Origin of the sequence: Microtetraspora sp. AC03309, from assembly GCF_020826795.1 — a bacterium.
In the GTDB taxonomy this organism is placed as follows: Bacteria; Actinomycetota; Actinomycetes; order Streptosporangiales; family Streptosporangiaceae; genus Microtetraspora; species Microtetraspora glauca.
In genome coordinates, this window is sequence record NZ_JADDIL010000023.1 from 89,772 (window position 1) to 115,491 (window position 25,720).

General features: G+C 71.1%; 20 protein-coding genes. 11 read left to right on the top strand and 9 right to left on the bottom strand.

The features are described 5' to 3' along the window. The first annotated feature begins 56 nt into the window (after positions 1–56). Together eccCa and IMZ11_RS16135 are read left to right on the top strand one after the other, a co-directional pair. Complete coding sequence (eccCa, locus tag IMZ11_RS16130; protein ID WP_228642200.1) at positions 57–4,073, top strand: type VII secretion protein EccCa; 4,017 nt, start codon at positions 57–59, stop codon at positions 4,071–4,073. Continuing rightward, the gene (locus IMZ11_RS16135) at positions 4,073–5,089 is read left to right on the top strand and encodes a hypothetical protein (protein WP_228642202.1); all 1,017 of its coding nucleotides are present in this window, start codon (positions 4,073–4,075) and stop codon (positions 5,087–5,089) included. Before eccCa ends, IMZ11_RS16135 begins: the two co-directional genes overlap by 1 nt. On the opposite strand, the gene IMZ11_RS16140 is transcribed toward IMZ11_RS16135, so the two are convergent. The 3 genes from IMZ11_RS16140 to IMZ11_RS16150 are packed head-to-tail and all read right to left on the bottom strand — an operon-like array spanning position 5,090 to position 5,990. After that, positions 5,090–5,425: a hypothetical protein gene (locus tag IMZ11_RS16140; RefSeq protein ID WP_228642204.1), complete on the bottom strand. Its 336-nt coding sequence runs from the start codon at positions 5,423–5,425 to the stop codon at positions 5,090–5,092. After that, the gene (locus tag IMZ11_RS16145; protein WP_228642207.1) at positions 5,422–5,598 is read right to left on the bottom strand and encodes a hypothetical protein; all 177 of its coding nucleotides are present in this window, start codon (positions 5,596–5,598) and stop codon (positions 5,422–5,424) included. Before IMZ11_RS16145 ends, IMZ11_RS16140 begins: the two co-directional genes overlap by 4 nt. Then, positions 5,595–5,990, bottom strand: a complete 396-nt coding sequence (locus IMZ11_RS16150) for a YbaB/EbfC family nucleoid-associated protein (RefSeq protein ID WP_228642209.1) — start codon at positions 5,988–5,990, stop codon at positions 5,595–5,597. Before IMZ11_RS16150 ends, IMZ11_RS16145 begins: the two co-directional genes overlap by 4 nt. 282 nt (positions 5,991–6,272) lie before the next feature. Here IMZ11_RS16150 and IMZ11_RS16155 point away from each other — a divergent pair, with 282 nt between their 5' ends. Beyond that, positions 6,273–7,691, top strand: a complete 1,419-nt coding sequence (locus tag IMZ11_RS16155; RefSeq protein ID WP_228642211.1) for a hypothetical protein — start codon at positions 6,273–6,275, stop codon at positions 7,689–7,691. Between the two features lie 195 nt (positions 7,692–7,886). After that, entirely contained in the window at positions 7,887–9,116 is a 1,230-nt protein-coding gene (locus tag IMZ11_RS16160) for a pentapeptide repeat-containing protein (RefSeq protein WP_228642213.1), read from the top strand. Here the strand turns inward: IMZ11_RS16160 and IMZ11_RS16165 are convergent. Continuing rightward, entirely contained in the window at positions 9,093–10,484 is a 1,392-nt protein-coding gene (locus IMZ11_RS16165; RefSeq protein WP_061253350.1) for an NAD(P)H-quinone dehydrogenase, read from the bottom strand. The two genes, IMZ11_RS16160 and IMZ11_RS16165, sit on opposite strands and share 24 nt — an antisense overlap. A 140-nt stretch (positions 10,485–10,624) precedes the next feature. Here IMZ11_RS16165 and IMZ11_RS16170 point away from each other — a divergent pair, with 140 nt between their 5' ends. From IMZ11_RS16170 to IMZ11_RS16190, 5 genes are all read left to right on the top strand, one after another. Beyond that, the gene (locus IMZ11_RS16170; RefSeq protein WP_228642215.1) at positions 10,625–11,077 is read left to right on the top strand and encodes a gamma-glutamylcyclotransferase; all 453 of its coding nucleotides are present in this window, start codon (positions 10,625–10,627) and stop codon (positions 11,075–11,077) included. A gap of 173 nt (positions 11,078–11,250) precedes the next feature. Beyond that, a complete protein-coding gene (locus IMZ11_RS16175) occupies positions 11,251–12,867 on the top strand; it encodes a beta-N-acetylhexosaminidase (RefSeq protein ID WP_228642217.1) in 1,617 nt (538 codons plus the stop codon). A gap of 82 nt (positions 12,868–12,949) precedes the next feature. Beyond that, positions 12,950–15,610 (top strand): hypothetical protein, encoded by a 2,661-nt coding sequence (locus IMZ11_RS16180; protein WP_228642219.1) that lies wholly within the window; start codon positions 12,950–12,952, stop codon positions 15,608–15,610. Positions 15,611–15,754: 144 nt separating this feature from the next. Next, the gene (locus IMZ11_RS16185) at positions 15,755–16,558 is read left to right on the top strand and encodes a purine-nucleoside phosphorylase (RefSeq protein WP_228642221.1); all 804 of its coding nucleotides are present in this window, start codon (positions 15,755–15,757) and stop codon (positions 16,556–16,558) included. Between the two features lie 8 nt (positions 16,559–16,566). Then, the gene (locus IMZ11_RS16190) at positions 16,567–18,210 is read left to right on the top strand and encodes a phospho-sugar mutase (RefSeq protein WP_228642223.1); all 1,644 of its coding nucleotides are present in this window, start codon (positions 16,567–16,569) and stop codon (positions 18,208–18,210) included. Positions 18,211–18,278: 68 nt separating this feature from the next. Here the strand turns inward: IMZ11_RS16190 and IMZ11_RS16195 are convergent, their stop codons facing one another. The 4 genes from IMZ11_RS16195 to IMZ11_RS16210 form a co-directional block, all read right to left on the bottom strand. Continuing rightward, on the bottom strand, positions 18,279–18,857 hold the full coding sequence (locus IMZ11_RS16195) for a hypothetical protein (RefSeq protein ID WP_228642225.1): 579 nt from the start codon (positions 18,855–18,857) through the stop codon (positions 18,279–18,281). Next, positions 18,854–19,942 (bottom strand): adenosine deaminase, encoded by a 1,089-nt coding sequence (locus tag IMZ11_RS16200; protein WP_061253343.1) that lies wholly within the window; start codon positions 19,940–19,942, stop codon positions 18,854–18,856. The genes IMZ11_RS16195 and IMZ11_RS16200 overlap by 4 nt, the downstream gene beginning before the upstream one ends. A 150-nt stretch (positions 19,943–20,092) precedes the next feature. Next, entirely contained in the window at positions 20,093–20,449 is a 357-nt protein-coding gene (locus IMZ11_RS16205) for a cupin (RefSeq protein ID WP_061253342.1), read from the bottom strand. 12 nt (positions 20,450–20,461) lie between these two features. Next, positions 20,462–21,139: a hypothetical protein gene (locus tag IMZ11_RS16210; protein WP_228642227.1), complete on the bottom strand. Its 678-nt coding sequence runs from the start codon at positions 21,137–21,139 to the stop codon at positions 20,462–20,464. A 247-nt stretch (positions 21,140–21,386) separates the two neighbouring features. Here IMZ11_RS16210 and IMZ11_RS16215 point away from each other — a divergent pair, with 247 nt between their 5' ends. After that, positions 21,387–23,579, top strand: a complete 2,193-nt coding sequence (locus tag IMZ11_RS16215; RefSeq protein WP_228642229.1) for a hypothetical protein — start codon at positions 21,387–21,389, stop codon at positions 23,577–23,579. 183 nt (positions 23,580–23,762) lie between these two features. Here the strand turns inward: IMZ11_RS16215 and IMZ11_RS16220 are convergent, their stop codons facing one another. Next, positions 23,763–25,181, bottom strand: coding sequence for an MFS transporter (locus IMZ11_RS16220; protein ID WP_228642232.1), 1,419 nt, complete (start codon positions 25,179–25,181; stop codon positions 23,763–23,765). Between the two features lie 103 nt (positions 25,182–25,284). On the opposite strand from IMZ11_RS16220, the gene IMZ11_RS16225 reads away from it, so the two are divergent. After that, positions 25,285–25,686: a MarR family winged helix-turn-helix transcriptional regulator gene (locus IMZ11_RS16225; RefSeq protein ID WP_061253338.1), complete on the top strand. Its 402-nt coding sequence runs from the start codon at positions 25,285–25,287 to the stop codon at positions 25,684–25,686. The last annotated feature ends 34 nt before the right edge of the window (positions 25,687–25,720 follow it).

A 25,720-nucleotide genomic window follows, 5' to 3' on the forward strand; every position in this document is an offset into this window, starting at 1 on the left:
GGATGTAAACCACATCTGGTAAGAAAAGATCCAAACGATCTGGAAGGGCGTCCAGGGTGAGCATTGTCGTCGTACGCCGTCCCGAGCGCCGTCCCAGCCCGAAACCGCCACGGGGCGAGATCCTGCTGGAGTCGCCGCCGGAGGTCCCGGAGGTGCAGCCGCCGGGCTTCGGCAACCTGCTCACCTACCTGCCGATGGGGGCGGGCGCGGCGGCCATGGGGCTGATGTTCACCGCCGGCGGGAACTCCAGCCCGATCATGTACGTATCGAGCGGCCTGTTCGCGGTGTCCATGCTCGGCATGAGCGTGAGCCAGATGGGACGCCAGGCCGGAGAGCGCAAGAACCGGATGAACGGCCAGCGCCGGGACTACTTCCGCTACCTCTCCCAGGTGCGCAAGCGGGTACGGCGGGCGGCCAAGCAGCAGCGTGAGGCCCTCGAATGGAGCGGCCCCGCCCCCGACTCCCTCTGGTGGATCGCCATGGGTCCCCGCCTGTGGGAGCGGCGGCCGCGCGACGACGACTTCGGCACCGTACGCCTGGGAACCGGCGTGCAGAAGCTCGCGATCCAGCTCATCCCGCCGGACTCCAAGCCGGTCGAGGACCTGGACGCGCTGTCGGCGGGCGCGCTGCGCAGGTTCGTCCGGGCGCACTCGACCGTGTCCAAACTGCCCGTGGCCGTGGCCCTGCACTCCTTCGCGCGGATCAGGCTGACGGGCGACCCCGTCGCCGTGCGGGGGCTCGTCCGGGCCATGATCGCGCAGATGACGGTGTTCCACTCGCCCGACGACATGCGGATCATGGTGTGCGCGGACCAGGAGTGGATGGCCCAGTGGGAGTGGGTCAAGTGGCTGCCCCACGCGTTGCACCCGGAGCGGACCGACGCCGCCGGGCAGGTGCGGCTGATGACCGAGAACCTCTCCGAGCTGGACCGGCTCGTCGGCTCCGAGGTGAGGGAGCGCGCCAGGTTCAAGCCGGGGTCCGCCGCCGACGCCCTGCCGTACCACGTCCTGATCGTCGACAACGGGCGGGTGCCCCTGGACTCCCAGCTCGGGACCGACGCCATCCAGGGCGTCACCGTGATCGACCTCTCCGGGTCGACGGGCGCCGTCGAGGAGCAGAGCACGCTGCGGCTGGACGTCCGGCCGGAGGGCTTCTTCATGATCAAACTCGATCACGCGGGCAAGGAGAGCCGGACCAGGCTTGGCGACCCTGACAGCCTCGACTTCCTCAGAACCGAGGGCCTGGCCAGGCAGCTCGCCCCACTGCGCGCGTCCACGGCCTCGGGCGAGGAGACGCAGGACGTCCTCGCGACGAACACGTCGCTCACCGACCTGCTCGGCGTCGGCGACGCCGCCCTCATCGACCCGGCGGTGACGTGGCGGCCGCGGGCGGGCCGTAACCGGCTGCGGGTGCCGATCGGGCTCGGCGCGGACGGCCGCATGGTCGAGCTCGACATCAAGGAGTCGGCCCAGGGCGGCATGGGGCCGCACGGGCTGGTGATCGGCGCCACCGGATCGGGCAAGAGCGAGTTGCTGCGCACGCTCGTGCTCGGCCTCGCCCTCACCCACTCCTCGGAGATCCTCAACTTCGTGCTCGTCGACTTCAAGGGCGGCGCCACGTTCCTCGGCCTGGAGAGCCTGTCCCACGTCTCCGCGGTCATCACCAACCTGGAGGACGAGCTGCCGCTCGTCGACCGCATGCACGACGCCCTGCACGGGGAGATGGTCCGCCGCCAGGAGCTGCTGCGCGCCGCCGGGAACTACGCCTCGCTGCGCGACTACGAGCGGGCCAGGGAGCAGGGGGCCGACCTCGCGCCCATGCCCACGCTGTTCGTCGTCCTGGACGAGTTCAGTGAGCTGCTGACGGCCAAGCCCGAGTTCATCGACCTGTTCGTCATGATCGGACGGCTCGGCCGCTCGCTCGGCGTGCACCTGCTCCTCGCCTCCCAGCGCCTGGAGGAGGGACGGCTGCGCGGCCTGGACACCCACCTGTCGTACCGGATCGGGCTCCGGACCTTCTCCGCGATGGAGAGCCGGGTCGTGCTCGGCGTGGCCGACGCCTACGAGCTGCCGTCCGCCCCCGGCAACGGGTTCCTGAAGTTCGACACCAGCGGGATGACCCGGTTCAAGGCCGCCTACGTCTCCGGGGCGTACGAGGCGGGGACCCACCACACGGCCGCGCCGGACGGAGGCGGCCCGATGCCCCGCGTGGTCGAGTACGGCCCCGCGTACACCCCGCTGCCGGAGATCGAGAAGGCACCGGACGAGCCGGACGAGGACGCGGCGGCCGAGGGCGCGGCGGCCGACGGCCAGAAGACGCAGAGCAGCCTGCTCGACGTCGTGGTCGCCAGGATGAAGGACAAGGGGCCGGCCGCCCACCGCATCTGGTTGCCGCCCCTCGGCGCTCCGCCCACTCTCACCCACCTCCTCCCGCCGCTGTCGGTCACACCCGAACTCGGGCTGTCCACCGCCGCGTGGCAGGGACGGGGACGGCTGCACGCCGTGGTGGGCATCATCGACAAGCCCTTCGAGCAGCGCCGCGACCCGTTCTGGCTGGACCTGTCCGGCGCCGCGGGTCATGTCGGCGTGGCCGGGGGCACGCAGAGCGGCAAGAGCACGGTGTTGCGCACGCTGATCACCAGCATGGCGCTCACCCACACCCCGCGCGAGGTCCAGTTCTACTGCCTGGACTTCGGCGGCGGCTCGCTCGCCTCGCTCGACGGGCTGCCGCACGTCGGCGGCGTCGCCAGCCGTCTCGACGCCGACCGGGTCCGCCGGACGGTGGCCGAGATCTCCACGCTCCTCCAGCAGCGGGAGCGCGACTTCGCCGAGCGGGGGATCGACTCGATCACGGCCTACCGGCGGCAACTGGCCGAGGGCACGGTCGAGGGCGACGGCTGGGGCGACGTCTTCCTAGTGGTCGACGGCTGGCTCACCATCCGGCAGGACTTCGACACCCTCGAACCCGTCATCACCGACCTCGCCGCGCGCGGGCTCGGCTACGGCATCCACGTCGTCGCCGCCACCAACAAGTGGTCGGAGTTCCGGCCCGGCATCAGGGACCTGTTCGGCACCCGCGTCGAGCTCAAGCTCGGTGACGCGTACGAGTCGGAGATCAACCGCAAGAAGTCGCTGGCCGTGCCCGAGGGCGTGCCGGGTCGCGGCCTCACCAGGGACGGCCTGCACTTCCTGTCCGCGCTGCCCAGGATCGACGGCGTCCAGAGCGCCGAGGACCTGTCGGACGGCGTGCGCGGGCTCGTCCAGGCGGTGCGGAGCGCCTGGACCGGCAGGCCCGCCCCCGCCGTACGGCTGCTGCCCGCGGTGCTGCCCGTCGAGACGCTGCCCGACATCGCGGCGACCGGGCCGGGCCGGATCCCGATCGGCATCGACGAGGGCACCCTGTCACCGGTGCTGGTCGACTTCGACGCCGACCCGCACTTCGTCGTGGCCGGCGACACCGAGAGCGGCAAGTCCAACCTGCTGCGGCTGATCGCCGAGGGCCTGGTGGCCCGGCGCACGCCGCAGGAGGCCATGATGATCGTGATCGACTACCGCAGGACGCTGCTCGACACCGCCGTGACGGACCACCGCATCGGCTACGCCGCGTCGGGGCCCGCGGCGCTCGAACTGATCAGCGACGCCCGCAGCGCGCTGCTCAAGCGGCTGCCCCCGGCGGACCTCACGCCGGAGCAGCTCAGGGCGCGCAACTGGTGGCGCGGCTCCGACCTCTACATCGTCGTGGAGGACTACGAGCTGGTCGCCACCTCGTCCAACCCCCTGCTGCCGCTGGCCGAACTGCTGCCACAGGCCCGCGACATCGGCCTGCACCTGGTGTTGTCCCGGGCCATGGGCGGTCTCGGCCGGGCCATGTTCGACCCCGTCATCCAGCGGGTCAAGGACATGGCCAGCCCCGCCGTCATCCTGTCCGGCAACCGGGACGAGGGCTTCCTCTTCGGCAACGTGCGGGCGCAGCCGCTCCCGCCCGGCCGCGGCATCCATGTCGACAGGAAGTACGGCAACCGCCTGATCCAGACGGCGTTCCTCCCCCAGCAGCAGCCGCCGGAAGCCGGCTGATGGGACTTCGCCTGCCCACCGGGCTCGTCCTGGCCATGGGTCTCGTCGGCTACACCTGGCCCGCAGCCGACGAGACCAAGCTCATCGAAACCGGCCGTGCCTGGCTCGGCTTCGCCGACACCCTCAGCAAGCAGTCCCAGAACTCCTACGAACACGTCCGGCGGGTCGCCACACGCAACAGCGGCGGCGACATCACCGCCATGCACGACCACTGGATCTCCGCCGACGGCCCCACCGCCCACAGCAAGGACGCCATAACAGCCACCCGGCTCATCGGCGCCGCCTGCCTCGCCGGAGCCGCCATCGTCGCCGCCCTCAAATTCGGCATCATCACGGCACTGGCCCGCCTCGCCGTACGGGTCGCCCGTGCCATCGCGACCGCCACCGTCAGCCTCGGCACCTCACTCGCCACGCTTCCGCTCTCCATCGCGGCCACCCGCGTCGCCATCCGCGGGCTCCTGCGCGTCACGCTCAACCGCCTCAAACGGATCGTCGGAGCCCTCCTCGAACGCGCCCGCCGCCTCTTCCAGAAGATCACCCCCATGGGGTTGCGCATGCGGCTCGCCAGGCGGCCGGATCCGCTCCGCGCCGCGGCCGACCGGAGCGTGAACGTCAAGGCCATCACCCCCTCCCCGGTGTGGCGTACGGACCGGCTCGTTCTCCGGCGCGCGGACGACCGGCACCCGGACGAGGTGTTCGGACCCGGCTTCCATCCGCGCAACCCCGGCAACACCGACCTGGAGTCCCACCTGCGGTTCGAGGAGTCGGCGTTCGTCAGCACCACCCGGCTGGACAACCCGATGGACATCTTCCCGACGAGATACCTGTACGACGTGGACGCGCCCGGAGGCATCGACCTCGCCTCCACCATGGGCAGCGCCCTGCGCACCGGGCACCAGCGGGAGATCGCGTTCCCCGGCGGGATCGAGGGCCGCTACATCAAAGGCGCACGGCCGTACGACGCCACGACGGAGACATTCGGGGACTACATCCCGAACCCGGGCTACCGGCCCTGATCAGACCATCCGGTCGGGAACGGCGTCGGCCGCGGCCTGCGCGCTGGCCGACTCGGCGCCCCCGTGATTTCCGGACATCGCCTCGACGGCGGTCCCCGCGTCCCTGATCCCGCCGGCGAGCGTCATGTACGCGTCCAGCGCCTCCCGCCGGATCATGGCGTAGATCGGCCCGCACATGCTTCCCAGCTCGTCGTCGCCCCAGGGATCCAACCGGCCCGCCAGCTCCGTGCCGAAGATCTCGGCCTCGCGTGCCATGTTCTCTCCCACGCGCGTGAGTCCCTCGCCCGCGGCGCGCAGGTCCGTGTGGGAGACCTCGATCCCGCCCGGTTCCCTCATGCTCTGTTCTCCTCCTCACCGGCGCTGCGCCGGATCAGCGCCCTCATGAACGGGCCGTCCATCCGGCCCGGCGCGTAGGGGGCGGCGTTCGCCCGGGGACGCTCACCGACGGCCCGCGCCCGCCGCTGGAGTTCCTTCCAGCACACGTGGTAGCCGTTTCCGGGCATCGTCACACCTCTCCCTTCGGAGGCAGGTCGATGGGCTGGGGCAGGAACGACGCGAAGTCCACTCCGTCCCCGAAGAGTTCCTCGTACGACAGGCCCTCCGGCAGCAGCGGAGCCATGAGCTCCTGGGTCCGCTCCGCGATCTCGGCCGTTCCCTTCCCGATCAGCTCCATGATCGAATGCGACAGCTCGGACGGCGACAGCTTGCGGTAGACCCGGGGATCGAACTGGATGTTCCGTACCTGCCCGCGTGAACCGATCGTCACGGTGACCATCCCGTCCTCCGAGCGGGAGGTCGCGGTCAGTTCGTTCAGGCTGCCGTACGTCTCACGGAGTCGCGCGGCCTGCATGTTGTATTCCCGGGCGAGTCCCTCGATCATCGCCTGGTACTCGTCGCTCATCCGCGATCACTCCCGGCGCGGCCGAGGCTGATCAGGGATCGTCCACTCCGCACCCGCCACTTATCGATCACCCACAAAAGGTGGCATCGCTCCGAAATCCCCGTCAACGACGGCAGCCACCCGATCCTGACAGCCGAGGTCGCGATGTGACATGCTCGGCCACCGCGATCACCGCGGATGCCGGAACCGGTCCTGGAACGGTCTCGGCAACGGATACGGTTTCGCCGGACAGGAACAATTACGCATCACGGTTCGTCCTCAAGGGCGAAGGAGGCTTACGCCGTGACCATCACCCATCCGCTGGGCCGCGTGGGGGCCGCCGTTGCGGCGCTGCTCGTCGGCCTGTTCGCGTTGTTCGCCTGGAGCCCGGCGGCCCACGCCGCGGCTCCACCAGACGTCAGCACGGTCCTGGCCGGCTGGAAGAGCAATGATCCGCTCTTCGTCCAGGACGGGGCTCCCTTGTCGTCCGGCGACCAGTCCGGCATCCGTGACGCGTTGAAGAACGCGGACACCAAGATCTACGCCGTCGCTCTGCCCGACGGGACGATCACCACCAACCAGGAGGCGGGCACCTACATCACCTCCCTGGGTCAGGCCCTCGCGAACGCGGGCCGGCCGAAGGCCACCGTCGCCGTCATCGACGGGACCACGCTCTTCGCCGGGTCGAGCGCCCTGGGCCGCAAGACGTCGGGGCTCGCGGGCCAGATCGCCAGGAAGGCCACGGAGAACAACCCGGGCAAGCCCGTCGAGGTCATGCAGGACTTCGCCAACCGGATCGACGCGGCAGCGTCCGGCGACCGCAAGGCGCTCGACGACGGCAGCGCCGCCGGCGGGGTCGGCGGTGGCGGTGGCACCGGCCTGCTGGTCATCCTCGGCATCGCCGTCGTCGGAGGTGGCGGTTTGTGGATCTTCGCCCGCAGGGCCAAGCGGAAGCGCGAGGAGAAGGAGGCCGCCGAGCTGGCGGCCGTCAAGCAGACGGTCGAGGAGGACGTCACCAAGTTCGGTGAGGAGATCACCGCGCTGGACATCGACGTGAAGATGCTGCCGCAGTCCGAGACCTCGGCCGACTGGCAGCGCGCCCTCGACTCCTACGAACGCGCCAAGAACGAGCTGGCCGCCACCAAGCGGGCCGAGGAACTGCGCACGGTGACCGCGACGCTGGAGGACGGGCGGTACGCCCTGGCCTGCGTCAAGGCCCGCGTGAACAAGCAGCCCCTCCCCGAGCGGCTGCCCCCGTGCTTCTTCAACCCGCAGCACGGCCCGTCCGCGCGTAACGTCAACTGGGCTCCTCCCGGCGGCGCTCCGCGCGAGGTCCCGGCCTGCGCGGCGGACGCCGAGGCGGTCGAGCGCGGCTTCGACCCGCAGATGCGCGAGGTCATGGTGAACGGCGAGCGCCGTCCCTACTGGGACGCCGGCCCCGCCTACCAGCCCTACGCCTACGGCTACTACGGCGGTTTCGGCGGCGGCGACATGCTGACCGGCATGCTCGTCGGCACCATGCTCGGCAGCGCCTTCGGCGGCTTCGGCCACGGCGGTTACAGCCACGGCTACGCGGACGGCGTCGCGGCCGGCGACTCCGGCGGAGACTGGGGCGGCGGTGGCGGCGACTTCGGTGGCGGCGGAGACTGGGGCGGCGGCGGTGACTGGGGTGGCGGTGGCGACTTCGGTGGCGGCGACTTCGGTGGCGGCGGCGACTGGTGACCCGCACCCCCGCGTGCTGATCGATTCCTGATCGACGGCCGGGGCATGGCTTCTCAGGTGACCTCGCACCCAGTGGGTGCGGGGTCACCGCCTTTTCCGGCACTTTGGGGCGATGCCGAGGGAGATCAGGGATACCGCCTACCATCGGCGCGAGAGACTTAGGGGGCGTTTCTTCAGCTTTGTGAGGAGGCTCCGTTGCGTCACTCCCGAGCGTTGGCCGTCACGTTGGCGGCCTCCGCCGTGTCGTTCCCCGTCCTGCTGGGCCCGGCAGGCGTACCGGCCGCGGCACGCGCCAGGGCCTGCACCCCGGGCAGTGGGCCGGACCTGCGCGGCGAGGACCTCGCCGACGCCGACGATCTCCCCCGCAACCTGCGCTGCGCCGACCTCACCGGAGCCACGCTCAACGGCGCCGACCTCACGCACCGGGATCTCACCGGGGCGATCCTCCGCGACGCGTCCCTGCAGGGGGCCACGCTGAGTCTCGCCCACGCCGACGGCGCGGACCTGCGGGGCGCGGATTTCACCGGTGCCGACCTCGGCCAGTTCCGTGCCAAGCGGGTGAAACTGCGCGGGGCGCTCCTCATCGGCGTCTACGCGGAGCAGGCGGAGTTCCCCCGCTCCGACTTCACCGGCGCGATCCTCAGCGGGGCGGTGCTGACCCAGGCGGACCTCACCGGGAGCACGTTCGCCTCCGCCGATCTCACCAAGGCCACCATGGGGCAGGTGAAGGCGCGCGGGGCCGATTTCACCCGGGCCACGATGCGCGGCACCAGGCTTGGCCAGGCCCACCTGGAGCGCGCGGTGTTCACGTCCGCCGATCTCAACCGGGCGGTGCTGACCCAGGCGTCGCTGGACGGTGCCGACCTGAAAGGGGCGAACGTCAACGGCGCCACCTTCGGGCAGGCGCGCGACCTCGATCTCACCGGATCACGCGGGACGCCCGCCGATGTTCCCGCCGACGCCCTCTCGCCCTCGCCCACGGAGGCCGACAGGACGCCCGAGGCCGCTCAGGAGGCCGCGAACAGGGCCATCGCCAACGATCCCGTACGGACCGCGGCAGGGCTGCTCCTGGTCGTCCTCAGCGGCATCGGGCTCGGCCTCACGCTGCTCTTCTGGGGGCTCTCCCACCGGCGCAGGAAGCGCGAGCTCGGCGCCTTCGAGAACGAACGCATCGCGGTCATGGACGACCTCGCGCGGTTCGGGGACGAGATCAACACCGTCGACGCCGAGATGAAGTCCGGGCGGATCGACGGCGCGCCCGGCGACTGGCGCGCCGCGCTCGACGCGTACGAGGCCGCCAGGCACGTGCTCACGGTGGCGCGCACGCCGTACGAGCTGCAGGGGGCCGCGTCAGCCGTACAGCACGGCAGGGCGTCGCTGCACCGGGTCAGGACGCTGCTGTCAGATCACGGTGGTCAGCGGTGACATGAGCCGGCGGGCCGCCTCGGTGATCGATCCGGACAGCGAGGGGTAGACGGCGAACGTCTGCGCGAGCTGGTCGACCGTCAGCCGGTGCTGCACCGCCACCGACAGGGCGAGGACGAGCTCGGACGCGCGGGACGCCACGATGACGCCGCCGAGCACGATGCCGGTGTTCGGGCGGCAGAAGAGCTTGACGAAACCGTCGTTGAAGCCCTGCATCTTGGCCCGCGCGTTGGTGGCCAACGGCAGCTTGACGACGTTGGCCTCGATCTCGCCGGACTCGATCTGCCGCTGCGACACGCCGACGGCCGCGATCTCGGGATCGGTGAAGATGTTGGAGGCGACGGTGGCCAGGCGGATCGGCTGTACGGCCTCGCCCAGGGCGTGCCACACGGCGATCCGGCCCTGCATGGCGGCGACGGAGGCCAGCATGAGCACGCCGGTGCAGTCGCCCGCCGCGTAGACACCGGGCGCGGAGGTCCTGGAGACCTTGTCGACCTCGACGAACCCGCCCCGGTCGAGCCGGACGCCGGCCTCCTCCAGGCCGATGCCCGAGGTGTTGGGGATCATGCCGACGGTCATCAGGCAGTGGCTGCCCTCGGCGGTCCTGCCGTCCTCCAGCGTGACGACCACGCCGTGCTCGGTGCGCTTGACCGACGCGGCCCGGGACCGGCCCATGACGTTCATCCCACGGCGCCGGTAGACCTCTTCGAGCACCTCAGCCGCGTCGGCGTCCTCGTTCGGCATCATCCGGTCGCGGGAGGAGACCAGGGTCACCTCGGAACCGAGCGATCGGTAGGCGCCGGCGAACTCGGCCCCGGTGACGCCGGACCCGACCACGATCAGGTGCTCGGGCATCTCCTGCAGTTCGTAGATCTGCCGCCAGGTGAGGATGCGCTCCCCGTCCGGCTCGGCGCCGGGCAGCACGCGCGGGTACGCGCCGGTCGCGACGATGACCACGTCGGCCCGGATCGTCCGGTCACCGGCGCGGACGACCTGCGGGTCCACGAGCCGGCCCTTCGCCCGGATGACCTCCACGCCCTCGGCGGCGAGCCGCGCGGCGATGTCCGCCGACTGCGCCTGCGCCAGCTCCTTGACCCGCTTGTTCACGAGGGGCATCTCGACCATGATGCCGCCGATGTCGCCGTCCGTTCCCCCGTCGAAGTGAACGCCCACGGAGGCCGCGTCCAGCAGCGCCTGTTTACGGACAGAGGTGGCGATCAGCGTCTTGGACGGCACGCAGTCGGTGAGCACGCACGCGCCCCCGGGCCCTTCCTGTTCGACGACGGTGACCTGCGCCCCCAATTGGGCGGCGACCAGGGCCGCCTCGTACCCGCCGGGGCCACCACCGATGATCACGATCCTTGTCACGTGCCCTATTCTCCCGCATCATCCCACTCGTCGCAGATGAGGGGGACATGTAAGGGTCCGACTACGGGGATTCCGCGCGAGTTGGCGGGTCGTGCGTCATGGCCGTCCGGGGACGCGCCTCGTGGTTTAGGCTTCGTGCCGTGCCTGTCTACGCCGCCTACAGCAGCAACATGGACCCCAAGCAGATGGCTGAGCGCGCCCCGCATTCACCCATGCGCGGCACCGGATGGCTGTCGGGCTGGCGGCTGACCTTCGGCGGGGAGGACGTCGCCTGGGAGGGCGCGCTCGCCACCATCGTCGAGGATGCCGACGACCAGATCTTCGTCGTCCTGTACGACGTTCCGGAGTGGGACGAGGCGTCGCTCGACCAGTGGACCGGCACAGAGCTGGGCTTCTACCGCAAGGTGCGGGTCCGCGTCGCGACGCTCGACGGCGACGTGCTGGCCTGGACCTACGTCCTCGACTCCTACGAGGGCGGTCTGCCGTCGGCCCGCCACCTCGGCATCATCGCGGACGCGGCGGAGAAGGCCGGGGCGCCGGACGACTACGTCAAGCACCTGCGGACCCGCCCCTGCAAGTCGCTGGGCGACTGACGGCGCTTTTCGCGACGAGCGTCGCCGCCGGCGTCCCGTCGGCGCCATTAGAAAGAGTCCTTTACTATCAGTGCGCGCCGACTTATCGTGACGGTGAACGTCGACGGGGGCGACACAACTGACGTGCCGGCGGGCCGCTCCGCCCGGCACGCGGCGACCCCTCGGAGGCGTCGATGAAGGTCTACGGAGGGCGGCGCGGACTCGCGGCCCTGCTCCTCGCCCTGAGCGCCGGTGTGGCGGCCGCCGGGAGCACCGTGCTCGCGATCGGACCGGCGGAGGCCGCGCCCACGCCCGTGCCGTTCGGCTCGGTCCTTCCCGCCGTCGCCGGCTCGACCTCCACGCCCGGCGTCACGTACGACATCGGCGCCGCGACCACCATCTACACCGAACCCGGCTCGGCCGCCGCCGCGTCCATCGGCGGCTACCTCGCCGCGCTCCTGCGTCCCTCCACCGGCCATCCGCTTCCCGTCACCGCCGCGTCCGTCCCCTCCCCGTCCGACGGGATCTCGCTGCTCCTGTCCGGCGCGCCGAGCACCGTCGGGAACGAGGGCTACCAGATGGAGGTGACGGCCACCTCGATCGTCGTGCGCGCCAACCGGCCGGCCGGTCTGTTCGCCGGGGTGCAGACACTGCGCCAGCTGCTGCCGGCCGCGGTCGAGAGCACGACGGTGCGACCCGGCCCGTGGACCGTCGCCGGCGGAAAGATCGTCGACTATCCGCGATTCGCCTATCGCGGCGCCATGCTCGACGTCGCCCGGCATTTCTTCCCGGTGGCGACCGTCAAGCGCTACATCGACGAGATCGCGCCATACAAGATCAACCATCTGCACCTGCACCTGTCCGACGACCAGGGATGGCGCATCGCGGTCGACGGCCGGCCCAACCTCGCGACCTACGGCGGGAGCACCGCCGTCGGCGGCGGCCCCGGCGGGTACTACACCAAGGCCGACTACCAGGCGATCGTCGACTACGCCGCGTCGCGATACATCACGATCGTCCCCGAGATCGACATGCCGGGGCACACCAACGCCGCCCTGGCCTCGTACGCCGAGCTCAACTGCGACGGCGTCGCGCCGCCCCTCTACACGGGGACGGACGTCGGATTCAGCTCGCTGTGCACCTCGAAGGAGATCACCTACACCTTCGTCGACCAGGTCGTCGGAGAGCTCGCCGCGCTGACACCCGGGCCGTACGTGCACATCGGAGGCGACGAGACCCAGTCCACGCAGCCGGCGGACTACACCGCGTTCATCAACCGGGTGCAGCGGATCGTCTCGGCGTACGGCAAGACCGTCATCGGCTGGCACGACGTCGTCAACGCCACGCCCCCGGCCTCGACCGTGGCCCAGTTCTGGGGCACCACCACGCGGAACGCGGCCGTGACGAGCGCCGCCCAGCGCGGCGTCAAGGTCATCATGTCCCCGGCCAATCGCACCTACCTCGACATGAAGTACAACTCCCGTACTCCCGTCGGCCAGAAGTGGGCCGGCCTCATCGAGGTCAGGGACGCCTACGGCTGGAACCCGGGGGCGTACCTGGGCGGCGTCGGCGAGTCCTCCGTCCTGGGCGTCGAGGCGCCGCTGTGGACCGAGACCATCCAGAGCCTGTCCGACATCGAGTACATGGCCTTCCCGAGGCTGCCGGCGATCGCGGAACTGGGCTGGTCGCCGTACAGCACGCACGACTGGAAGGCGTTCGGTCAACGTCTCGGCGCGCAGGGCCCCCGCTGGCGCGTCATGGGCCTGAACTACTACCGCTCCGCCCAGGTGACCTGGCCGGCGGGTTCGTAGGCGCCCCCGCGAACCGGCCCGGCCACGTCTCCTCGCCTACCTGAACCACCCCGCCAGGTGTCAGCGAGAAGGAGTCCGTTCCATGCCCGTTTCCCGCAAGCGTCCCCGGCTGCTCCTGTCCCGATTATTCGTGATCCTGCTCATGGCGTTCGCCATGGGAGCCGTCGACGCCGGCGGCGCGACGGCCGCCACCCTCGGCTCGACCGAGCTGACGACGGGGTGGGCGCTGCGGTCGGCCGCCAACGTCGCCGACACCGGCGCGACCATCTCCCAGGTCGGTTACAGCACCGCCTCGGGCTGGAACCCGGTCACGCTTCCCTCGACCGTGCTGGCCGGGTTGACCGCCAACAACGTCTACCAGAACATCTATTTCGGGACGAACCTCAAGTCGGTCCCGGACCTGACGGGGCAGAAGTGGTGGTTCCGCGGCGAGTTCCCCGCTGCGGCGACGACTCCCGGCCAGGTCTACCGGCTCCGTTTCACGGGGATCAGCTACCGGGCCCAGATCTGGCTGAACGGGACCCAGCTCGACACGGGCGCCGTGGGCTCGATGGTGGCCCACGAATACGACGTCACCGGCCTGATCAACCCGGGGGCGGCGAACGCGCTGGCCGTCCTCGTGACACCGCCCGTCCACGACTGCAAGGACCTGTCCTTCTGCACGGTGGACTGGAATCCCGAAGCCCCCGACATGAACGCCGGCCTGTGGGGCAGGACGCTGCTCGACACGACCGGCCCCGTCGTGCTGCGCGACCCCTACGTCAGGACCGTCCTGCCGCTGCCCGCGACGAACTCGGCCGACCTGACCGTCTACGTCGACGCCGTCAACGCCACGAACGCGCCGGTCACGACCACCGTCAGCGGGACGATCTCGAAACCGGGCCATCCGACGATCTCCGTGAGCCAGAACGTCACGCTCAACGCGGGTGAACGGCGGGAGATCGCCTTCACCCCGGGGGCCTATCCGCAACTGCACGTCACCGACCCGGCCCTGTGGTGGCCGTACCAGTTCGGCAGCCCGGAGCTGTACCGGCTCGCGATCTCCGCGGCCACCGGCGGCGCGACCTCGGACACCAAGTCGATCGACTTCGGGATCCGGCAGTTCACCGACTACCGGACCACCGTCAACGGCACCTCGTTCGCCGGCTACAAGGTCAACGGCCAGAACATCATGTTCCGCGGCGGCGGTTACGTGTGGGACATGCTGCAGCGCTGGGACACCAGGACGAACGCGGCGCACATCCAGTACGTCAAGGACATGGGGCTCAACACGATCCGGCTGGAGGGCACCCTCGGCAACGAGGAGCTCTACGACCTGGCCGACAGAGCGGGCATCATGCTCATGCCCGGGTTCGTCTGCTGCAGCGCCTGGGAGAACGACAGCGGCTGGTCCGCCGAGCAGGCGCAGGTGGCCGTCGCCTCCCTGGACAGCCAGATGCGGGCCCTGCGCGCCCACGCGAGCACCTTCCTGTGGACGTACGGCAGCGACCAGCCGCCGACGGCGGCGCACCTGACGGCCTACAAGAACGTCGCCACCGCGCTGCACTGGCAGAACCCCACCCTCGACAACGTCGCCACCTGGTCCAACGCCGACGCCGGGATGAAGATGGACGGCCCGTACGTGTGGGAGCCGCCGGTTCTGTGGTGGGACACCACCAGGGCCGGGAGCGCCTTCGGCACCACGGGTGAGGAGGGCACGGAGTCGCCGCCGCCGCTGGAGAGCCTGCGGAGGTTCCTCGCCCCGGCCGACCTGTGGCCGATCGGAACCGCCTTCAACTACCACGCGGGCAAGCCGGGCAGCGTCTTCGACACCATCGCCCCGTTCACCAACGGCGTCAACAAGCGGTACGGCACCGCCACGAGCGCGGCCGACTACTCGAAGAAGTCGGAGCTGCAGAACTACGAGAACACCCGGTCCTTCTTCGAGGCGTGGAACGCGCACCAGCACACCCAGTCCTTCGGCACCATCTTCTGGATGCTCAACAGCGCCTGGCCGTCGGTCCACTGGAACCTGTACGACTACTACTTCAAGCCGGGCGGCGGGTACTTCGGCAGCAAGAAGGCCAACGAACCCGTGCACATCAGCTACGACTACGCCACCAGGAAGGTGTTCGTCGTCAACTCCACGCTCGCGGCGCGCAGCGGCCTGACGGCGACCGCCACCGTGTACAACGTCCCGGACCTGTCGCAGAAGTACACGACCCAGGCGGCCGTCAACGCGGGCGCCAACGCCTCCACGCAGGCGCTGACCCTTCCCGCGATCACCGGCCTGTCGACGACCTACTTCGTCCGCCTCCGGCTCACGGACGCGGTGGGCGCGACGGTCAGCGACAACCTCTACTGGTACTCGACCCAGGCCGACACGCTGGGCAACAAGAGCAACTGGTACCAGACGACCGTCAAGACGTACGCCAACCTCACCGGCCTGAACAGCCTGGCCGCGAACCCCGACGTGACCGCGACCGCCACCCGGACCGTGTCCGCCGGAAAGGAGACGGCCACCATCACGATCAGGAACACCAGCACGACCGCCGTCGCGTTCTTCCTCCGTCCCGAGATCACCGCAGGAAACGGCGGCGACGAGGTCGTGCCCGTCACCTACACCGACAACTACCTCTCGCTCTGGCCGGGTGAATCCACCACGATCACCGCCGCGTACCAGACGGACGATCTGGGCGGCCAGGCGCCCTACCTGCGGGTGAGGGGCCACAACGTCCCCACCGTCTCGATCCCGCTCCCCTAGTGACCACGGTGGAGGTCCCTTCTCGCGAGGGACCTCCACCGCCGCCGAAGGTCGTGTTTGGAGAACATCGCCGAAGTCCGGCCCGCGGATTCTGGCAGGTGACGTGGCAAGCGAGGTTCGTCCGCTTCTGTACGCTCGGTGAACGTGACCAACGACGCTTACGAACTGGCGGCAGAGGCCGCGGCCACCCTCAAGAACCTCACCGGCATCGAGTCCTTCGACGTCGCCCTCGTCATGGGGTCGGGCTGGGTCCCGGCCGCGGACGCGATCGGCGAGACCGTCACCGAGTTCCCGGTGACGAAGTTGCCCGGATTCGCCCCGCCCGCCGTCGCCGGGCACGCGGGCACGATCCGCGCCGTCACGACGGCGTCGGGGCTGAACGCCCTGATCTTCCTCGGTCGTACGCACCTCTACGAGGGCCGCGGCGTCGAGCCGGTCGTGCACGGCGTCCGTACGGCCGTCGCGGCCGGGGCGCGCACCGTGGTCCTGACGAACGCCGCGGGCGGCCTGCGCCCCGAGACCCAGAACGTGGGCGACCCCGTCCTGATCAGCGATCACATCAACATGACCGGGGCCAACCCGATCACCGGCGCCACCTTCGTCGACCTCACCTCGGTCTACTCGCCGCGGCTGCGCGACCTCGCCCGCGAGGTGGACCCGTCCCTCGCCGAGGGCGTCTACGTCGCCTTCCGCGGCCCGACGTACGAGACCCCGGCGGAGATCCGGATGCTGCGCACGCTCGGCGGCGACCTGGTCGGCATGTCGACGGTGCTCGAGGCCATCGCGGCACGGGAGGCCGGGGCGGACGTGCTCGGCATCTCCCTGGTGACCAACCCGGGCGCCGGTCTGGTGGGCGAGCCGCTGAACCACGAGGAGGTCCTCGAGGTCGGCCGCGCCACCGCCGCCCGGATGGGCGTGCTGCTCGCCAAGGTCGTCGACAAGCTGTAGGGGCCCCGATGAGTGATCTCGTACTGCGGGCGCGGGAGTGGCTGGCCCAGGATCCGGACCCGGAGACCCGGGCGGAGCTGGAGGCGGTTCTCGCCCTCGACGACGAAACGGAGCTGGCCTCCCGGTTCGGCTCCAGGCTGGAGTTCGGCACCGCGGGCCTGCGCGGCGAGCTGGGGGCGGGTCCCGCCCGGATGAACCGGGTCACGGTGATGCGCGCCGCCGCCGGTCTGGCCCGCGTCCTCGGCCCGGGCCGGCACGTCGTGATCGGCTACGACGCCCGGCGCAACTCGGACGTGTTCGCCAGGGACACCGCCGCCGTGCTGACCGGCGCGGGCCTGCGGGCCTCCGTGATGGACGGCAGGTGGCCGACCCCCGTGCTGGCGTTCGCCGTACGCCATCTGGGGGCGGACGCGGGCGTCATGGTCACCGCGTCGCACAACCCTCCGCGTGACAACGGCTACAAGGTCTACTGGGGGGACGGCGCGCAGATCGTGCCGCCCGTCGACGGCGAGATCTCACGGGCGATCGACGCGGTCGGCCGGGTGGACGAGCTGCCTCTCGGCGAGTCCTGGGACACCCTCACGCACGAGGCGATCGTCACCCCCTACCTGCGGGCCCTCGCCGCGCTCCCTGTCGGTGACGCCAGGGACGTCCGCATCGCGTACACGCCGTTGCACGGGGTCGGCGCGGACACCCTGGCGGAGGCGTTCCTGAGCGCGGGCTTCGCGGTCCCGGAGATGGTCGCGGCGCAGCGCGACCCCGATCCGGACTTCCCGACCGTGGCGTTCCCCAATCCGGAGGAGCCGGGCGCGATGGACCTCGCGCTCGAACTCGCCGGGACGATCGGGGCGGACATCGTCCTGGCCAACGACCCGGACGCCGACCGGTGCGCGACGGGGCTGCGGCTTCCGGACGGCGGGTACCGCATGCTCACCGGCGACGAACTCGGCTCCCTGCTGGCCGAGCACATCCTGCGGAACACCTCGGGCGACGACCGCCTGGTCGCCACGACCATCGTCTCGTCATCGCTGCTCGGCAAGATCGCCGCGGCGCACGGCGTGCGGTACGCGGAGACGCTGACCGGTTTCAAATGGATCATGAAGGCCGGACCGGGGCTGATCTTCGGGTACGAGGAGGCCCTCGGCTACAGCGTCGGCTCCGACGCCGGGCTGCCCGTCCACGACAAGGACGGGATCGGCGCGGCACTCACCGTCGCGGGACTGGCGGCTGCGGCCCGGCGCGAGGGCCGGACGCTGCTCGACCTGCTCGACGACCAGGCGCGCCGGTACGGCCTGCACGCGACCGGCCAGCTCTCCGTCCGGGTCGAGGACCTGTCGCTGATCGGACGGGCCATGGCCCGCCTGCGGGAGGAGCCCCCGGCCAAGCTGGGCGGGCGCGAGGTCGAGTCGGCGGAGGACCTCGGCGCCGGCCTGTCCGGCCTGCCCCCGACCGATGGCCTCCGGTACCGGCTGGCCGGAGGGGCGCGCGTGGTCGTACGGCCCAGCGGCACCGAGCCGAAGCTCAAGTGCTATCTGGAGGTCGTCGTCCCGGTCACCGGTCCGGCGTCCGGCGACGTGGCCAGAGCACGGGCGGCCGCCGCGGCCGACCTCGCCGCGATCAAGGCGGACCTGTCCGCCGCGCTCGGCGTGTAGGAGGCCGGGCGCCGGCGGGCCGCCCGGTGGGCGAGCGCGGCGGTGGTTGTGGCGGCGGCGCGGGCGGCTCAGACGAGGACGAAGGTCACCACGACGAGCACGACCGCCGCCGCCACGGCGGCCAGCGCCACGGGCGACCAGGACACGCTGGTCGTCCCCGAGGCGTCCCGCTTGCGCAGCACGGCCATCTCCAGGAGCTGCTGGGCCACCCAGTCGGCATGGGTGCGCCCCAGCACGGCCTGCGCCGCGCTGTCCGGCAGCTGCGAACTCCGCGCCTGCTGCCTGCCCGCCCGGCGCACGGCCTTCGCCCGCTCGCGGGCGCTCGGCTGGGGGCTCCAGCAGCGGATGCTGGTGTCACCCGCCACGATGACGATCGCGTTGGAGACCTGTACCTCGTCCACCGAGCTCCACGGCACGTACGCGTTCCGGAACGGGTTGCGGATCCGGACGCCGCCCTCCTCGGGGATGATCGCCGGGCGGAGCGCCAGCAGGCCGACGAGCAGGGTGATGACGCCGAGCACCGCCCCGGCGATCAGCGCCGACGGCATGCTGCCGCGGACGATCAGGTCCCAGGCGTTCCACGCGGCGAAGATGACCCACGCCCACCCGAAGACCCACGCCAGCTTCGACCGGAAAACCTGTTTCATGCCTGCCACTTCTGCTGTGCGAAGCCCGGCTTGATCACACCGTTGATCAGCGCGAGCCTCTCGTCGAAGGGGATGAACGCCGACTTCATGGCGTTGACCGTGAACCACTGCAGGTCGTCCCAGCCGTAGCCGAAGGCGTCCACCAGCTTGGCGAACTCCCGGGACACGCTCGTGGCGCTCATCAGCCGGTTGTCGGTGTTGACCGTGACCCGGAAGCGCAGCCGGCGCAGCAGCCCGATCGGGTGGTCCGCGATCGAGGAGGCGGCCCCGGTCTGCAGGTTGGACGTCGGGCACATCTCCAGAGGGATGCGCTTGTCCCGGACGTAGGCGGCCAGCCTCCCGAGCTTGGCCTCTCCGTCGTCCGACAGCGCGATGTCGTCGATGATCCGCACGCCGTGGCCGAGTCGGTCGGCTCCGCACCACTGGATGGCCTGCCAGATCGACGGCAGCCCGAAACCCTCACCGGCGTGGATGGTGAAGTGCGCGTTCTCCCGCTGGAGGTATTCGAAGGCGTCGATGTGGCGGGTGGGAGGGTAGCCCGCCTCGGCTCCCGCGATGTCGAAGCCGACCACACCCACGTCGCGGTAGCGCACGGCGAGCTCCGCGATCTCCATCGAGCGGGCCTGGTGCCGCATGGCGGTCAGCAGGGTGCCGACCCTGATCCTCGGGGTGCCGTCGGGGCCGGCGGAACCCAGCCGGAAACCCTCGATCACCGCCTCGACGACCTCGTCCAGGCTGAGACCGCCGGTGGTGTGCTGCTCGGGCGCGTACCGGACCTCGGCGTAGACGACGCCGTCGTCGGCGAGGTCCTCCGCGCACTCGGCGGCCACTCTGACGAGCGCCTCCCGGGTCTGCATGACCCCGACGGTGTGGTCGAAGGTCTCCAGGTAGCGTTCGAGCGATCCCGAGTCGGACGCCTCCTGGAACCAGACGGCCAGGTTCGCGGCGTCGTGGGACGGCAGCTTCGCATAGCCGGAGTCACGGGCGAGGTCGATCACCGTCTCGGTACGGAGGCCGCCGTCCAGGTGATCGTGGAGCAGGACCTTGGGAGCCTTGCGGATCTCCTCCAGCGTCGGCCGGTTCATGCGCGCTCCTCGCGAAGGGCGCCGTGCCTACCGATTCGCTCGCTCATGCAGCCTCCTCGCCCGGCGGCCCCGGGATCGCCGGGCGCCGTTCTCGTTCATCTCGGCATCCTATGCCACCTGCGGAAACGCCGATCATGCACTGTTTGCCGATTATGAGTCGTCACGATTGGCAGTCTCGGGGGAGAACGCCGGGAGGCAGACGGCGACATATTCGGCCCCGGCGGGACCGGAGCGATAGCGGATCTTCTCGCCCGGATCGCTGACGAAGGCCTGACCTGCCCCGATCTCGGTGGACCCGCCCTCGTGCTCCACGATCACCGATCCCTTGAGCACGAGGGTGTACTCGCCGAACTCCGGGGTCTGCGGCGGTTCCTCCCAGTCGGGCGGCGCCTGCATGTGCGCGATCGAGAGCCGCTCGTCACCGCTGTTCACACGGCCGACGTACTCATCGATGATCTTTCCGCCCGGAACCGGGATCCGGGTGGCCGCGTCGATCTTCCTCACCATGCGACCAGTCTGTCAGTGCGCCACGTCGATCACGATCCGGGACGGCCCCGACTGCGGCACGACCCGGAACCCGGCCTTGTGGGCGAGGACCAGCCCCACGCTGACCATGCCCTCGAAGTCGCCGTTGTTCACGATGTGACGGACGTTGGGAAGTTTCGCGGCGACCTCGCGCGGCCCCTTCCACGTGGATTTCCCCGCGCTGTCGTGCGCGGCCGCGGGGGTGACGCGCACCTGGAGGTACGCCCCGCCCGTGACGCCCACGGCGGAGCCGGAGCCGTCGTAGACCAGCTTGTCCGTCCAGTCCACGGAGTACCCGGTCATGGCGCCCTTCAGGTCGATCACGACGCGGTCGAACCCCGCGTGCCGGGCGAACCTGACCCCGGTGACCTTCGGCGGCTTGGCCGGGGTGCGCTCCGCCTTGACCGGCTTGGTGCTCGTGGGCGGGGCGGGAGCGGACGCCCCCGGCTTCGCCGCGGCCGTACCCGTGGCGGCGGCCGGCGCGGCGGAGTCGGCGGCTCCGGTGGGGTCGCCCGCGCCGGAGCCCGGGGAGGCCGCGACGGCCGGTGAGGCGACCTGTCCGGCCGTACCACCGGTTCCGAGTTCGTCGCCTCCCGCGCTCCCGGCGCCCCCGCAGGCGAGGGTGGCGGCGACCGGTACGAGGGCGAGAGCCAGAGCGTACGACGTCTTCATCGCGATCTCCTTTCGAACGTTCCACAGCCGGCGGTGCGGTTCCGTCTCCAGTCGATTAGACGTGTGCTTCCGGTCCGAGGTTCGGATCTCCGTTAATGTGGCCGCCGCAGCGCATCTCACATTCCGAAATATCCGCATCATTCCACGCGGAAAAGTGGAGGGCCAGTGATGACCGAGCCACGCCGCGGGCGCGACCGCGGCCCGCTTCGCCTCCGGACCCGCCTCGGCACGGCGCGGACGTGCGCGCATGAACGGTGACCGCGGCACGAGCGGTGATCCCGGCGTGAGCGGTGATCCCGGCGTGAGTGCCGGCCACGGCGTGAGCGGCGGTCCCGGTGACAAGGGTGCGCGGGGTAAGCGCCACAGGAACGACATGGGCCGGCTGACCGGCTTCGAGGCGTTCGTCGCGGACCAGGCTCAACCGCTGGCCCGTACGGCTCTCCTGCTGACCGGCGATCCCCATGCCGCGCGCACCTTCGTGATCGGGACCCTGACCCGGATCGCCGCCCGCTGGCCCACCCTTCGCTGGGCCAGGCCCGCCGACACGGCCCGTCAGGGCCTCTTCACGTACGTCCTCGCCCGGCCCGCCGACACCCGGGCCGGTGATACCCGGGCCGGTGATACCCGGGCCGGTGATACCCGGGCCGGTGATACCCGGGCCGGCGGTCGGAAGGGCCGCGCCGGGGCGGCGCGTGGCGAACTCCGGCCCTCGACCGTCCCCGCCACGGAACGGTCGTCCCTCCAGGAGGCCCTGGCGGCGCTGTCCCCGCTCCAACGCGCGCTGATCGTCGCGCGCTTCCACGAGGGGATGCCGGAGCCGCAGGCGGCGGGGCTGTGCCGCACGGCCGCCGCCACGACACGGGCGGAGATCGAGCTCGCCCTCGCGGAGTTGCGCCACCGCGTCCCCGGACTCGCCGAACCCGTGTCCGGTGCGGCTCGGACCTCCGCCGACCTGGCGGCACGCACGTCCGCGGCGGCCCCGCCCCCATGGACGCCTCCCGGGCCGGAACCGGACGCCGCATCCCTGCCGTCGGCGACCTCCTGGGCGTCCCCGACTCCGGAGCCGGAGGTCATCGCTTTCGCGAAGGAGCCCGCCTGGGCGACGGTGCCGCCGTCAGCGGTCCCGTGGGGAGGGTCCACGGCGGGAGCGTCCGGCGTGTCCGGCCCCGTGCGGGCCGACCCGATGGAGGAGGCGCTGCGCCGGGGGTTGGACGCCATCGCCTCCGAGATGCCACCCGTCCGCGTCGTCGACGAGGTCGTCGACACCGCCCGGCGCCGTCGCGCCAGCCGCGTCTCCCTCATCGCCAGCGTCTGCGTGACGCTGGCCGCCGTCATGATCGTGCCCATCGTCTTCGGCATGACCGTCTTCGTCGGCGCGATCAGGGACGCGTCCGACCGAGGCGCGCCGGACGGCACGGCGGACGGCACGGTGGACGGCACGGCGGATGATCCGTACGGGATCCACGAGGACGGCCCGGCCCAGGAGTCCGGCGGCCCGCTCCCGTCCGTCGTGGACGTCCCGATCCGGTACGCCTACCAGGACTTCTGTACGCCGGGCCAGGCGAGCGGGAACGACTGCGTGGAATGGCGCGTGGTCACCGCGAAGGGGCAGGAGTACGAGATCGTCGATGTGGGGGTCGAGGACAGCTCCCGCGCGAACGAACTGCTCGCGGTCAGCGGGGACGGGAACCAGATCGCCTACTACAGCTCCAGCGCGTCCGACGTCGTGATCGTGGACCGGCGGCACTCCGTGCCGGAAGAGACCGACCTCGTCCCGTACGGGCAGACCCCCACCAACAACACGTCGTTGGCCATCTCGCCGACGGGGCGGTGGCTGGCCACCGGACTCGGCACGCGCAAAGCGATCGGACGCCCCCGGGTGCACGACGCCACCACGAAACGCACCTGGACCCTGCCCCTGCGCATGCGGGTCCTGGCCGTCTCCGACGGCGGCACGGTCCTCGGCACGACCGTCACCCGGGTGAACGACACCCGGATCACGGAGCTGGTGCGGATGCGCCCGAACGGCCGGGTGCTGAGCCGCGTCTCCCTACGTGACCCCATGTACGGCCTCCGGCTGCCCGTCGCGGGCATGCCGCTGTCACCCGACGGGCGCAGCCTGGCCCTGATCGACCTCAGCGACCATCCGGGGAAGGACAGCCCGCTCTGGCTGAGCACCGTCGACCCCGGCACCGGCCGGGTCCGTACGAGCTGCGCGCCGCGCCTTTCCGAGGACGCCGAAGTCCTGAGCGTGCGCGGCTGGGCGAGCGCCCGCGAGGTCATCGTGGACGCCCGGACCGCTTCGGACGGCGGATCGGGTGGTGGAGGCGCGGTGCCATCTGTCCACGCCGTGGACGTGCGGTCGTGCGCCGCGCGCGACATCGTCCTCGACGAGCGGAGCCGGGTCCCTCCTGTCTGGACTCCGGGAGCGCTCGGCTAGTGCCGTGACCGATCCCCGCGGCCGTCTTACGCGTGCCCGGGTCGCGCAATCCGGGCACGCCAGAGGGGCGCCCCCGAAGGAGCGCCCCTCACTCGCCGTACCGTCGGACCGGCGCCCCCGCCGCGTGCCGGTCGGACGGGACACGGTCACCTGGACGCGTCGTCCGTCCTCGGACACTCGCCCTCAGACGGTCTCGAGGACCCTCTCCGGCTCGGCGGCGGTCGCCGTACGGGAGCGGAACCGCAGGCCGCTCGCGGCGACCACCAGTCCCACCAGGGCGAACAGCGCCGAGACGACGATCGCCGCGCGGAAGGCGCCGATCGGGTCGGACGCCGAGCCGGAGGTCAGGACCGCGGTCACGATGGCGAGCACCACCGCGCCGCCGACCTGGCCCGACGTGTTGAGCAGGCCGGAGGCGAGCCCCTGCTCGTCGTCGGAGACCCCGTTGGTCGCCTGGATGTTGAGCGACGGGAAGGAGAGCCCGAACGCGATGCCGAGCAGCACCATCCCCGGCAGGACCATCCCGGCGAGGCTGGGGTGCTCGTCCACCCGCAGGAACATCGCGTAGCCCGCCAGCAGCGCGATCGAGCCGAGCACGATGAGCCGCCCGGTGCCGAACCGGTCGGCGAGATCGCCCATCTTGGTCGAGCTGACCGCGACCAGCAGGCCCGCCGGCAGGAACGCCAGCGCGGTCTGCAGCGCCGACCAGCCGAGCAGGTTCTGGAAGTACTGCATGGCCACGAACTGGAAGCCGACGTACGAGCCGAACAGGATCACCAGGCCGACATTGGCCCGGACCAGCGGAGCGGACCGCAGGATGCCCAGGCGGACCAGCGGGTGCTTGACCCGGCGCTCCAGCCACACGAACAGCCCGAACAGCGCGGCCACCACGACGGCCGACAGCGCGGTGCGCACGATGCCGACGTCGGGAGCCTGGACGACGGTGAACACGAGCAGCAGCATCGCCGCGGTGATCGTGATGGCGCCCAGGATGTCGTGGCCGCCCTCGCCGCGCTCGTCGGAGCGCGGAAGCAGCCGGGCGCCGGCGATCAGGGCGATGATCGCCACCGGGACGGGCATCAGGAAGGTCCAGCGCCAGCCCAGCTCGGTCAGCACGCCCGAGAGCACCAGCCCGAGGGAGAAGCCGCTCGCGCCGCAGGCGGTGAAGATGCTGAGCGCTCGGTTCCTCGCCGGGCCCTCGGCGAAGGTCGTGGTGATGATCGACAGTGCCGCCGGGGCGGTGAACGCCGCGCTCATGCCCTTGACGAACCGTGCCGCGATGAGCAGCGCGCCGTCGCTCATGAGTCCGCCGAGCAGGGACGCGACGGCGAAGACGGCCAGCGCAATGAGGAAGACCCGGCGGCGGCCGAGCAGGTCGGCGGTACGGCCCCCGAGGAGGAGCAGCCCCCCGTATCCCAGCACGTATCCGCTCACGACCCACTGGAGGGCCGCCGTGGACATGCCGAGGTCGGCCTGGATGGAGGGCAGCGCCACGCCCACCATCGAGACGTCGAGAGCGTCGAGGAAGACGACGGCGCATAGAACGCTGAGCGCACCCCACAGGGGCGCCCCCCAGCGCTCGTCCTTCGTGGAGGAGGTCATGGCGGGAGACGTTACATGCACCTGCATTCAATGCACAAGCATTTAATGCGTTTGCATCTACCTGTCGTGCGTGCTAGGCTCCGGCCGAAGCAAGGAGGCTGGGATGGCTCGCCAGAAGTCCGGCATCGACGTCATCGACACGTGGCGCGAACTGCTCGCGCGGCACGCCACCGTCTCCTGCGCCCTGGAGCGTGAGCTCAGCGACCGGCACGGCCTCGGCGTGAGCGAGTTCGAGGTGCTCGACCGCATGGCGGAGGGTCTCGCCACCTGTGACGGGGGAGGCAAGGAGAAGTTCCGCGTGCAGGAGCTCGCCGACGAGGTCCATCTGAGCCAGAGCGCCCTGTCCCGGCTCATCGCGCGACTGGAGCGCGAGGGGCTCGTCACGCGGGCCATGTGCGAGGCCGACCGCCGCGGCGTTTTCGTCCTGCTCACGGACGAGGGCCGGAAGCGGCACGCCGAGGCCGCACCCACGCATCTCGCCGTCCTCACGACCCACCTGGGCTGACGGCCGGCACGCCCTCCCCCGCGGACCCGCGCCG